This window comes from Streptomyces globisporus C-1027, from assembly GCF_000261345.2.
GTDB lineage: Bacteria > Actinomycetota > Actinomycetes > Streptomycetales > Streptomycetaceae > Streptomyces > Streptomyces pakalii.
The window spans coordinates 5,512,589-5,524,151 of record NZ_CP013738.1 but is presented as its reverse complement, the minus strand read 5'-3'; the positions used below and the strand labels follow the sequence as shown (position 1 = coordinate 5,524,151).

Annotated in this window: 9 protein-coding genes; 7 read left to right on the top strand and 2 right to left on the bottom strand. The window is 73.6% G+C overall.

Annotated elements, in window-relative coordinates:
• Nucleotides 1-199 precede the first annotated feature (199 nt).
• A complete protein-coding gene (locus WQO_RS24485; protein ID WP_029182244.1) occupies nt 200-1,864 on the top strand; it encodes a hypothetical protein in 1,665 nt (554 codons plus the stop codon).
• Here the strand turns inward: WQO_RS24485 and WQO_RS24480 are convergent.
• Together WQO_RS24480 and ku are read right to left on the bottom strand one after the other, a co-directional pair.
• Nucleotides 1,833-3,572, bottom strand: coding sequence for a serine/threonine-protein kinase (locus WQO_RS24480; RefSeq protein ID WP_237274161.1), 1,740 nt, complete (start codon nt 3,570-3,572; stop codon nt 1,833-1,835). The genes WQO_RS24485 and WQO_RS24480 overlap by 32 nt on opposite strands.
• A gap of 54 nt (nt 3,573-3,626) precedes the next feature.
• Nucleotides 3,627-4,694 (bottom strand): non-homologous end joining protein Ku, encoded by a 1,068-nt coding sequence (ku, locus tag WQO_RS24475; protein ID WP_010060227.1) that lies wholly within the window; start codon nt 4,692-4,694, stop codon nt 3,627-3,629.
• A gap of 104 nt (nt 4,695-4,798) precedes the next feature.
• Here ku and ligD point away from each other — a divergent pair, with 104 nt between their 5' ends.
• The 6 genes from ligD (at nt 4,799) to WQO_RS24445 (ending at nt 11,446) form a co-directional block, all read left to right on the top strand.
• On the top strand, nt 4,799-5,689 hold the full coding sequence (gene ligD, locus WQO_RS24470; protein WP_010060229.1) for a non-homologous end-joining DNA ligase: 891 nt from the start codon (nt 4,799-4,801) through the stop codon (nt 5,687-5,689).
• Between the two features lie 243 nt (nt 5,690-5,932).
• A complete protein-coding gene (locus WQO_RS24465) occupies nt 5,933-8,218 on the top strand; it encodes a HEAT repeat domain-containing protein (protein WP_058954087.1) in 2,286 nt (761 codons plus the stop codon).
• The gene (locus tag WQO_RS24460; protein WP_010060232.1) at nt 8,215-8,532 is read left to right on the top strand and encodes a zinc ribbon domain-containing protein; all 318 of its coding nucleotides are present in this window, start codon (nt 8,215-8,217) and stop codon (nt 8,530-8,532) included. The genes WQO_RS24465 and WQO_RS24460 overlap by 4 nt, the downstream gene beginning before the upstream one ends.
• 145 nt (nt 8,533-8,677) lie before the next feature.
• Nucleotides 8,678-9,472 (top strand): hypothetical protein, encoded by a 795-nt coding sequence (locus WQO_RS24455; protein ID WP_010060233.1) that lies wholly within the window; start codon nt 8,678-8,680, stop codon nt 9,470-9,472.
• Entirely contained in the window at nt 9,469-10,851 is a 1,383-nt protein-coding gene (locus WQO_RS24450; RefSeq protein ID WP_010060234.1) for a sensor histidine kinase, read from the top strand. The genes WQO_RS24455 and WQO_RS24450 overlap by 4 nt, the downstream gene beginning before the upstream one ends.
• Before the next feature lie 94 nt (nt 10,852-10,945).
• On the top strand, nt 10,946-11,446 hold the full coding sequence (locus tag WQO_RS24445) for an SH3 domain-containing protein (protein ID WP_010060235.1): 501 nt from the start codon (nt 10,946-10,948) through the stop codon (nt 11,444-11,446).
• Nucleotides 11,447-11,563: the final 117 nt, after the last annotated feature.

Below are 11,563 nucleotides of genomic sequence, written 5' to 3'. Positions count from 1 at the left end.
GGGTGCGCCGCTTCCTCGTGGTCGGTTCCACGGAGCGCCCCTGCCGGGGCGCGCGCCAGTTGCGGCGTTCGGCAGTTTAGAGGGTGGGCCGGGGCGGCGGTGGTCCGGCGCACGAAGAGGCTGCCGCGACCGTGCGTGACCGGTGACGGAACGGGGCAGATTCCCGGTGACTTTTTCGGCTCGGCGGTGGGGGACCGTTATGGAGTCCGGTGATCGTTACGGCGTTGCGGGGTACGGGTCCGGGGGCGACGGGACGGTGCCGCCTCCGCCTTCCCACGCGCCGTCCGTCGGGCCGCCGCCGCCCGGTGCGCCGTTACGGGCGGCCGCCGCCGCGTTGCTCAACCTGACCGGGCTCGGGCTCGGTTACGCCCTCTTGGGGCGCTGGGGGCGGGCCGCGGTGTGCTGGGCGGCCACGGCGGTGCTGCTGTGGGTGGCGTTGCCCGCCGATCCGGACGGGGTGCCCGCCGGTGTGCTCGTCGGGTATCTGCTGGTCCTGGTGCTCGCCGCCGTCGACGGGGGCCGGATCGCCCGGCGTGCGGCGGTGGGCGGGGCGTGGCGGCCCGGTCTTGCGGTCGGGCTCGGCGTGGTGCTGCTGGCCGTGCCGGCGGGTGGGGCCGCGGTGTACGGCTCCGCGCGGGACGAGGCGCGGGAGCAGATGCTGCTGGATCGGCTGGAGGCCGGGGACGAGCGGGTCGCCACCGCCTCGGGGCAGCCGTTCGAGGCGGCGAAGGGCGAGTACGCCAAGGCCCTCGACGTCTATCGCGCGCTCGGCGAGGACCATCCCGGGTCCCGGGCCGCGAAGCTCGTCCCGGACCGGCTGAAGGCGTACTACGACGCCGTCTTGGCCCCGTACGCGAAGAAGCGGCACTGCGAGGCCGTCGCGCCGTTGACGTATCTGCGGACGCTGCCGGACTCGGTGGACAAGAAGGTGCTGGGCGAGCTGGCCGCCTGGCCCGACACACCGCTCGCCGAGTCGCTCTACGCGTGCGGCGTCTCGCGTCTGGGCGGGGCGGGGAGCGGTAGCAGTGGTGGCGGTGACGGCGGTGCGGAGCTGGGGCAGTTGTTGCGTACGTTTCCCGGGTCCGCCTCCGCGCGGCGGGTCGCGCCCGCGATCGACGAGCGGATCAAGGACCAGGTCGCGGCGTTGAAGGGAGCCGAGCCGTGTACGGCCACCGAGGTGCTGCGCGGCCTCGGCGCCACCGCGTCCCGGCTGCCCGACGACAGCGTGAAGAAGCTGGGCGCCGACGCCGACGAGGGGGTCGTGGACGGGGTGTACGCCTGCGGGGTCGACCAGTTCAAGGATGAGAAGTTCGGCGCCGCGCGCACGACGCTGACCGATTTCGCGGCGACGTACAAGAGTGACGGGCGGGTGCGGCAGGCGCGGAACATCGCGATAGCCGCGGAGATAGCCGACGACCGGCCGGCCGCGGGCAAGCGGCTGCCGCCGTCGAAGCGGCCCGGCGGGGCCCGGATGGAGCTGGTCATCAGCAATGACGCGCCGAACACGGTCGAGGTCCTCTACACCGGGCCCGTCACCGGCACCGTCACGCTGAGGGCCTGCGCGGGCTGCGAGCGGTACAGCGCATCCGAGGGGCCGCGGCGGGCCTGCAAGGCGAGCGGCAGGAACTACCCGAAGGCCCGGCTCCAACTGCCCTCCGGGGAGTACCACTTCCTCTACAAGCACGGCACGGGCGCGACCGCCCGAGTGGACAGCCACTCCTCCGGGACCAGGGTCCAGCCGGGCTACACCTACACCAGTTGCACGTACGTCATCGAGCGGAGCCCCTTCGACCTGGACCTCCCGCTGCTGCCCGATCCGATCCAGCCGGTGGTCAGCCCTTGGGGCGCGGGTTCTTCTCGATGACCCGGCCGTCCAGTTCGGCGGTGAGGAAGGCGCCGCCGTGCGCGTCGGAGACGTACACGCGCAGCACCGGGCGGTCGTCGTGGAAGGGCGACGAGGGGTCCACGATCACGTAACTGCTCTCCGGTTTCTCGACGTTGAGCGTCTGCTCCGCCGTCTTCAGCAGGGCGGGCAGCGCGTCCCAGTCGACGGAGTCCAGGTCGACCGTCGTGGACCCGGACATCAGGGTGCCGCCCATGTCGTCGTTCTCCGCCCGGCCGTCGCGGTAGCTGAAGCGGTCGTACAGCGCGGCGTTGGACTTCAGCGGCGCCTCGGCGGAGGCGTGTTCGCCGTAGAGCGTGAAGTCGGTGACCCTCGTTCCGCCCATGAGCGGCTCCAGCGCGTCGATCGCGGTCCGCGCGCCGTCCGGGGTCAGGAGGTTCGCCGTCTCCGCCTCCGGTGCGTCCTGCTCGTCGGACCCGTCGGACCCGTCGGCGATCGGGTCCGGCGTGTGGGCCGGGACCTGGGGTGCGCTCGCCCGGTCGCGCGGGAGGTCGTCGCCGCCGGAGCTCTCGGTGGAGAAGGCACCGGCCGTCCAGAGGACGGCGCCCGCGATCACCACGGCCGAGACGACGGACGACGCGGCGCTGATCCGCCAGACCCGGCGCTCGATGCGGCGGCCGCGCTCCCGCGAGGCGGCATCGGAAGCGGGGGGCGGGGTGCCGTAGCCCGTCGGGACGCGGTCCTCCGGGGCTCCGAGGGACGCGAACCCGGGCCCCGGTCGCGGCGGCGGGGTGGCCGACTGCGTGGGCGCGGCGTGTACGGATCCGGGGTGCGCGGAGGCGGGCCGTTCCCGTACACGCTCCGTGGGGGTCGGGGGCGTGCTCCCGCCGCCCCGTGCGGCCTCGGCCAGCAGCCGGTCGAGGGTCTCCGCGGCCGGGCGGGCCGGGATGTCCCGGGTGAGGAGGGCGCTCAGCACCGGGGCGAGGGCCCCGGCCCGTACCGGCGGCGGGATCTCCTCGTCGAGCACGGCGGCCAGCGTGGCGAGGGTGGTGGCCCGGCGCAGCGGGTGGCGGCCCTCGACGGCGACGTACAGCATCATGCCGAGCGACCAGAGGTCGGAGGACGGGTCGCCCTCCGTGCCCCGGATGCGCTCGGGGGCTATGTAGTCGGGCGAGCCGATGAGGGCGCCCGTCATGGTGAGGCTGGTCGACTCGCGGATGGCGGCGATGCCGAAGTCCGTGAGGACGGGGCGGCCGTCGGGGCGCAGCAGGACGTTGGCGGGCTTGACGTCCCGGTGCTGGATCCCGGCCGCGTGGGCGGCGCGGAGGGCGGAGAGGATGCCGCGCCCCAGCTCGGCGGCGTAGGCGGGCTCCATGGGGCCGGTGGCGAGCCGGTCGTGCAGGGAGGAGCCGGCCACCAGCTCCATCACGATCCACGGGTATCCGTCCTCGCCGGGGTCGACGATGTGGTGGACGGTGACCACGTTGGGGTGGTCGACCCGGGCCAGGGCGCGGGCCTCACGGAGCACCCGGGCGCGCAGGGTGCGGGCGCCCTCGGGGTCGTACTCCGCGAGCGCTGGGTCCGGGGGCCGCACCTCCTTGAGCGCGACGTCGCGGTGGAGCGCCTCGTCGCGGGCCCGCCAGACCATGCCCATGCCACCGCTGCCGAGCCGCTCGACCAGCGTGAAACGGCCGTCGATCACCCGTCCCGAGGGGACCTCTTCGCTCATGGGCCGTAGCGTACGGGGGGCTTCGGACAGCGGGGACCGGGGGCGGCAGTCCTGTCAGGCCGAGGCGCGTTTGCGGGACGACGCCGTCTTCTTCGCCCCGGTGCCGCCGCGCGACGACGTCTGCTTCTTCGCCGCCGTCTTCGTCGTCTTCTTCGCGGTGGCCTTCTTCGTCGTCGACGTGGACTTGGGAGCGGACTTGGAAGGGGACTTCTTCGCCGCCGCGGAGCTCTTCTTCGTGGTCTGCGCGGAAGACTTCCCCGACGCCGACGGCTTTCCGGACGTCTTCTTGATGGGGTGCACGTCGGCCATCTCGCCGTCGCCCTCCGCCCCGTCCCCCGCCTCGCCCCGGGACTTCTTCGCCGCCTGCACGCTGTTCTCCAGGGCGGCGATCAGGTCGATGACCTTGCCGCCGCCGGTGTCCCCGGACTCGGCCGGGCGCACGGTCTCGCCGGAGGCCTTGGCTGCGATGAGTTCCTCCACCGCTTCCCGGTAGTCGTCGTGGAGGCTGTCCATGTCGACCTCGCCGAGCGTGTCCATCAGGGCGTCCGCCAGGTCGAGTTCGGCGTCGCGGACCGTGACGTCACCGTCCGGAGCGACGCCCTCGGGGGCGCGGATCTCGTCGGGCCAGAGCAGTCCGTGCATGGCGATCACGTCGTCCACGACGCGGAGCATGCCGAGCCGTTCGCGGCCGCGCAGGGCGTATTTGGCGACGGCGACCTTGTTGCTGCGCTTGAGTGCCTCGCGGAGCAGGGTGTACGGCTTGGCGGCGGGTACGCCGTTGGCGGAGAGGTAGTACGCCGCGTCCATCTGGAGCGGGTCGATCTGGTCCGCGGGCACGAAGGCGACGATCTCGATGGTCTTCGCGGTGGGCAGCGGGAGCTGGGCGAGATCCTCGTCGGTGATCGGGATCATCGTGCCGTCGGCGTCCTCGTACGCCTTGCCGATCTCGCCGCCCTGGACCTCTTCCTCGTCCAGTTCACAGACCTTGCGGTACCGGATCCGGCCACCGTCGGCGAGGTGGATCTGCCGGAAGTGGATCGAGTGGTTCTCGGTGGCGTTGACCAGCTTGATCGGGATGCTGACCAGCCCGAAGGAGATCGCGCCGTTCCATATGGACCTCACCGTTCACCCCTTGTCGACCGTGAAGGACTCTTTGACCGTGAAGGACTCTGTGCCGGATTGCCGGATAAGGAAGCTTTAGCCTGGTTTCGTGTGACTCTTATCGTATGACGCCGATCACCGAGGTGGAGGGGCGACGGGTCTCGCTCAGCAATCTCGACAAGGTCCTGTATCCGGCCACGGGAACGACCAAGGGCGAGGTGCTGCACTACTACGCGGCCACCGTGGGCAGCGTGATCCTGCCCCACCTGGCCGACCGCCCCGTGTCCTTCCTGCGGTATCCGGACGGGCCGGGCGGCCAGCTCTTCTTCACCAAGAATCCGCCACCGGGTACACCCGCCTGGGTGGAGACGGCCCCGGTCCCCCGGAGCGAGGACCAGGGGGCGCGACAGGTGGTCGTGCGCGATCTGGCCTCGTTGATGTGGGCGGCGAACCTGGTGGTGGAGTTCCACACCCCGCAGTGGCGCACGGGGGCGCCGGGGGTCGCCGACCGGATGGTCTTCGACCTGGACCCCGGCCCCCCCGCGACCGTCGTGGAGTGCTGCGCGGTGGCGCTCTGGCTGCGGGAGCGGCTCGCGGACGACGGGCTGGCGGCGTACGGGAAGACGTCCGGGTCCAAGGGGCTGCATCTGCTGGTTCCGCTGGAGCCCACGCCGTCCGGCGAGGTGTCCGCGTACGCGAAGCGGCTCGCCATGGAGGCGGAGGAGGCCCTGCCGGCTCTTGCCCTGCACCGGATGAAGCGCGCCCTGCGGCCGGGCAAGGTGTTCGTCGACTTCAGCCAGAACTCCGCGTCGAAGACGACCGCCACGCCCTACACCCTGCGCGCCCGGCCCGAGCCCACCGTCTCGGCCCCCGTCACCTGGGACGAGATCACGGGGTGCCGGGAGGCCGGGGCCCTGGTGTTCCGCGCCGGGGACATGGCCGCCCGGCTGGACCGGCACGGCGATCTGCTCGCCCCGCTGAACGACCCGGAACGGGCGCATCCGCTGCCCGCGTGACACCTCCGGGGGCCAGGGAAAGCCAACAGCCCACAGCGACCTCACAGCCGGATCGTCTTGACCCGGTCATGACCTGGTTACGGCCGCGAGGAAAGGCCACAAGTGGCGGGTGGATTGTCGGAGCCGTGGTGCACACTCTGCGCAGGCGCTTTCTACGGGGCGCGCCGGGAGGGGTGTGACGGGCCGGGTGCGCCCTGTGGTGCGCCGGTCCGGGCGCTGTCGTGATCGTGGGGAGGGGATGGCGTGTTCTCGGGGATCGACGAGGTCGACTGGGCTTCGATGGAGCATGCCTACGGGCCGGCCGACGACGTACCGGAGCTGCTGCGGGGGCTCGCCTCCGCCGATCCGGCGGAGCGGGAGGCCGCGCTCGACGGCATGTACGGGGCGGTGCACCACCAGGGCGATGTGTACGCGTGCACGCTCGCGTGCATCCCGTTCCTGTTCGAGCTGGTCGTGGACCCGGGGGTGCAGGACCGGGGCGGCGTCGTCGAACTGCTCACCAGCATCGGGGGCTTCGACCTCGACGAGGACGACGAGGCGGCGATCGACGAGGACGAGATCGAGGGCGCCGCGAACTACGCCATGGCGGCGGCCGCGGTCACCGCGGGCGCCGGGGTGTTCTTCGAGCTGATCGCCGACGAGGATCCCGGGGTGCGGCTCGCGGCCCCGCTGGCACTCGCCACGTTGCACCGGCACCCGGTGCGGGTGCTCGCGCTGCTGCGGGAGCGGTTGCCGGTGGAGCCCGACGAGGAGGTGCGGCTCGCCCTGGTGGAGGCGGCCGGGCGCGTCGCTCTGCGGCACCGGCCGCTGGCGGAGCGGGTCGGGAAGTGGCTGGGTCTGCTGGCGTCCCGGGCCGACTCCCCGGGGCTGCGGCTCGCGGCCTTGGCCCAGCTGGCGCGCTGTTCGCCCGACGGGCTGCCGGGGGACGTGGTGCCGGTGGTCTCGGCGCTGCTGCGCGAGATGCGTTCGGTGCCGGAGGAGTCCGGCGACCGGGGCGACGAGTGCGAGCACGCCCCTCCCGGGGGGATCGCCGCGCGGGAGGACGACGAGCCGGAGCCCGGCCCGGACACGGCACCGGACGCGGAGCCCGTGGACCCCGAGCTCGTGAAGCCGAGCGAGCAGGCGGGCTCCGAGACCGTGGAGGCGGTGCAGGCCGTGGACCTCGATCCACCGGCCTCGGTGGAGACCGGGCGGGGCGAACACGTCGCGACGCCGACGCTCGTGGGGCAGTTGCGCTCGCTGTCCACCCAGGAGAACGCCGGGCGCGACACCCCCTGGGCCGCGGATCTGCTGCGCACGCTGCACGTCGGACTCGACGACCGGGTGGGCGACCGCACCGCACTGCTCGCCGACCAGTTGCGCAGCCCCGACCGCCGCCAGCGGATCGACGCCGTACGGATGAGCGGCGGGCTCATACGGGCCTGGCGCGGCCCGTACGAGGAGTTGGTGGCGCTCGTCGGCGAGCAGTTGTCCGACCCCGAGCCCCGGCTCGCCGAGGCCGCGTCCCACGTGCTGGAGGAGTTGTTCGGGCTCGCCGCGCCCGCCGCGGACGCCCTGGCCGCCCGGCTGGCCGCCGATCCCGGGAGCTGGGTGAAGGCCTGGGCCAGCGGACCGCCCGGGCTCTCCTCCACCGTGAAGGCCCTGGCCCGGCTCGGCGACGCCCGTGCGGTGCCCGCGCTCGCGGCGGCTCTGGAGCTGGAGCAGGTGGCGCACGACGTGGGGTTCGCGGTGGGGCACCTGGGAGCGGCGGCCCGGCCGCTCGCCGGGGCGCTGCGGCGCAGGCTCGCGGAGGTGGAGCTGGACGAGGGCGCCTACGACCGGGCGAGCCCGCTGCTGGCCGGGCTGACCGCGCTGCGGGCGGGCGAGGCGGCCCCCGAGGTGCTGCGGGTGCTGCGCGGGGCGCCGGAGTACCGGGGCGAGTGGCTGCGTACGGCGGCGCTGCGGGCGCTCGGCGCCTTCGGGCCCGCCGCGCGGGAGGCCGTCCCCGAGCTGCGGGCGCTGGTCAGCCGCCCGGGGACGGCGTCCGCGACGGAGGCGGCCGAGGCCCTGTGGGCGGTCTCCGGTGACGCCGACGCCGTGCTGCCGGTGCTGATCGAGGGCCTCCAGTCGGACCAGGTGCACGACCGGCGGGCGGCGGCGGTGGCGCTCGCGGCCCTCGGGCCGCGCGCCGCGGTGGCCGCGCCCCGGCTGCGCGGGCTGCTGGCGCACGAGGAGCTGTGGCTGCGGGTGGACGCGGCGATCGCGCTGTGGGAGGTGTCCGGCCGGACCCGGGAGACCGTCGCGGCGCTGCTCACCGCCTGGGAGCAGAACCGCCACGTCCGGGTCCGGGTGGCAGAATGCCTGGCACGGATGGGGCCATTCCCGGAGGGGTCGGCCGCGGCACACGTCCTGCGGAGCGAACTCGCCTCCGTACGCCGTCACAACGCGATGGACGGCGGGTACGGCAGTCATGACATCCACGAGGACGAAAAGCTCCTGGCGCTGTGCCGGCAGGCACTGCGGGGGACGGGGAAAGGAAGCACGTCATGATCATTTTCGGTACCAAGGGCTACCTCTACCAACTGGCCGTCCTGACGATGGTGTGCGGCTGGTGCGGCAATCCGGCGGCGCACACCCTGCGTAAGCGGGTCACGAAGTTCACGCTGTTCTTCGTGCCGCTGTTCCCGTTCTCGACGAAGTACGCCACGCAGTGCACGTTCTGCGGCGGGGAGCGGCAGATACCCAAGGAGGAGGCGGACCAGCTGCTGGCCCAGGCCGCGGCCGGGCAGGACGGCAACGCCTACGGCCGGGCCCCGCAGCAGCCCGGCGTCACGCCTCCCGGGCAGAACCCGTACCAGCGCTGATCCGGCCCTGACCCGTCCCTGCCACCGGCACCGACCCTGCGGCCACCGTAGGGTCACGCAACGTCACGCAGTGGTGCGAACCGGGCATTGCACACGGCTGTCCGATTAGGGTGTGAAGCCTCTGTCGTCGAGGAGGAGGCGAGAGTTGCGTCCGCACCGCGCCCCGGCGGCGACCCGCACCGCCGTGTGCGCCGTCGCCGCGCTCGCCGTGCTGTCCGGCTGCGGCGCGGCGGGCGGGCTGAAGAGCGCGGGGGACGCGCCGTCGGCCGTCGAGCCCAAGGCCCTGTGGCCCAAGCTGCCGCCCGCCTCCTCCGCCCCGTACGACTACGGGGAGGGCGAGACCGCGAAGATCCCGGGGATTAGGGTCGCCGGCGGTGATGTGCGGCGGCTGGATCCGGTGACCGTGGCGCAGGCAGGCCTGAAGGCGAAGACGGACCGGGACAGCGGCCTGGACGAGCTGCCGGACGGCACGGTGCGGCAGATCGAGGCGTGCCGGACCGCCCCGGAGGACTGCCCGGTACTCCCGCCGTACTACCGCGATCTGACCGGTGACGGCAGGGACGAACTGGTGCTCGGCATCCGCATGCCCGATCAGCAGCTCGCGGTGCGCGTCTACATGCCGGACGGGGGCGGGCTGACCCGGATCATGTCCACGTACGACGCCGTGATCAGCGTGGAGCTGGCGGGCCGGGACCTGATCATGCGGGCTCCCTCGGTGATCCCGGGGTACGAGTACCGCACCGCGTGGTCCTGGGACGACCGGCAGCGCGCGATGCTGCCGACCCGGGACGAGATCCTGCGGACGCCCGAGCACCGGAAGGCCCCGAGGCCGAAGCGCACGCCGACGAACCCGGCGACGGGCACTTCGACCCCGTCCGCCGACGCCACCGCAAGCCCGGGAACTCCCACGCCCTCCGGCTCCGCCACGGGGACGCCATGAGGCGTAGGCGCCGGTTCCGCTCGCCCTCCTGGACCGCGAGCCTCACCTGGAAGTCCGCGGTCTTCCTGACCGCCATGTGCTGCACCCTGGCCGCCCTCCTCGGCGTCCTGGTGCACACCGCGGTCACCCGGCAGACCGTCGAGCACGCCCGCGAGAAGGCGCTGGCCCGGCTGGAGGTGGTCACCGACGCGTACGAGGCCGGGGAGCCGCTGCCCCGGGGGTCCGGCATCGACCCGCCCGGCCTGCCGGGCTCGCTGCGCGCCCTCGCGGCCGGGGGCGAGCGGGGCACGGTCGTCGCGGACGGGCCGCACCGGCCGGACGACCCGGACGGCCAGGGCGGCCCCGCGATGTGGGCGGCGGGCCCGGCGGACGGGCGGGCGCTGGCCACCTGGACGGACTACAGCCACAGCGCGCGCACCATCGGCGGCCTCGACCGGGCGATCATCGGCTCCTCGCTGCTGGCCATCGCCGCCACCCTGCTCGTCGGGCTGTTCGCCGTCGGCCGGGTGACCCGCCGGCTCCACCAGAGCGCCCGGGTGGCCCGCCGGATCAGCGCGGGCGACCTCGACGCGCGGGTGAACGATCCGCGTACGGCGCGTCCGGTCCGCGCCCAGGACGAGGTGGCGATCGTGGCGGGCGCGCTCGACACGATGGCCTCGACCCTCCAGCGCAAGCTCCAGACCGAGCAGCGGTTCACCGCCGATGTGGCGCACGAGCTGCGCACTCCGCTGACCGGTCTGTCGGCCGCCGCCGAACTGCTGCCGCCGGGCCGCCCGGCGGAGCTGGTGCGCGACCGGGTGCAGGCGATGCGGGCGCTGACGGAGGACCTGCTGGAGATCTCCCGGCTGGACGCCCGTACCGAGCAGGTCGACCTGGCCGTGCACGATCTCGCGCCGATCGCGGAGCGGGTCGTCCGGGCGTCGGGCACCGACACCGAGGTACGGGTGAGCGGCGCGGCCCGGGTGGAGACCGACCGGCGGCGGCTGGAGCGGGTGCTGGGCAACCTGGTGGCCAACGCCCACCGGCACGGGGCCCCTCCGGTGGTGCTGGGCGTGGACGGCGCGGTGGTCTCCGTGCGGGACCACGGGCCCGGGTTCCCGGCGTATCTGCTGGACGGCGGACCGCAGCGGTTCCGTACGGACGGCGCGGGCAAGGGGCACGGTCTCGGGCTGACCATCGCGCTCGGTCAGGCCCAGGTCATCGGTGCCCGGCTGGACTTCGGCAACGCGCCGGACGGCGGGGCGCTCGCCCGGTTGACCCTGCCGGAGTACGTGCGGCTCGACGACGGTGATTCCGCCGGGAATCCCGGTGGGGACAGGGGTCGGCGGGGCCCGGAAGACCCGGACGGCTCAACGGGGAACGACTCTCACGCATCGTGACGCGTTGCAGACCGTGAGTGGCGATTTTAGCGTGACGATCACGAGCCCAGCTCGTGTCCCCCACGTTCCGCTTTCCTCATCGCATGGAGGCAGCATGTCCCCCCTGTCCCGCCCCTCGCGGCTCCGCCGGCTCGGTCTCTGCGTGGCCACCGGCACGCTCGCGGCGCTCACGGCCGCCGCTCCCGCCGCCATGGCGGCCGACCCCCAGCCCGTCGGCCAGCGTGCGGAGGCCGGCGCTCCGGACCCGATGTCCGACGAGCTCTCCGCCTCGGCGCTGCAGCGCGAGCACGAGGCGCAGCAGAAGGAGGCCCGCCAGGAGGCGCAGCAGCAGGGCCAGGCGCGGCCCCAGGCGCCCAAGCGGACCTACAAGGGACGGGTCATCGCCAAGCCGTACCTGCTGCTCCGTGACAAGCCGACCCGCAGCAGCCGTGTCGTCGGCTCGGTGAAGTACGGCTCGTACGTCACCATCTTCTGCAAGACGCAGGGCGACAACGTCGACGGCAACAACCGCTGGTACCTGCTGACCGACGGCACCTGGGCCTGGGGTTCGGCCCGCTACATCGAGAACATCGGCGCCGCGCCGAAGTGGTGCTGACCTCGCGTCACCCGCACATCCGCACCTGCGCCCGCCCGTGGAGCCCGGCCCCTGTCGCCGCGCGCTCCACGGGCGGGCGCGGGTGCGAGAGGGCTCCGGAAGCGACAAAGGTGTGAC

Coding starts and splice junctions, on each gene's coding strand:
- WQO_RS24445 (WP_010060235.1), top strand. CDS start 10,946: ATGTCCCCCCTGTCCCGCCCCTCGCGGCTCCGCCGGCTCGGTCTCTGC.
- WQO_RS24480 (WP_237274161.1), bottom strand. CDS start 3,572: ATGAGCGAAGAGGTCCCCTCGGGACGGGTGATCGACGGCCGTTTCACG.
- WQO_RS24450 (WP_010060234.1), top strand. CDS start 9,469: ATGAGGCGTAGGCGCCGGTTCCGCTCGCCCTCCTGGACCGCGAGCCTC.
- ligD (WP_010060229.1), top strand. CDS start 4,799: ATGACGCCGATCACCGAGGTGGAGGGGCGACGGGTCTCGCTCAGCAAT.
- WQO_RS24485 (WP_029182244.1), top strand. CDS start 200: ATGGAGTCCGGTGATCGTTACGGCGTTGCGGGGTACGGGTCCGGGGGC.
- WQO_RS24460 (WP_010060232.1), top strand. CDS start 8,215: ATGATCATTTTCGGTACCAAGGGCTACCTCTACCAACTGGCCGTCCTG.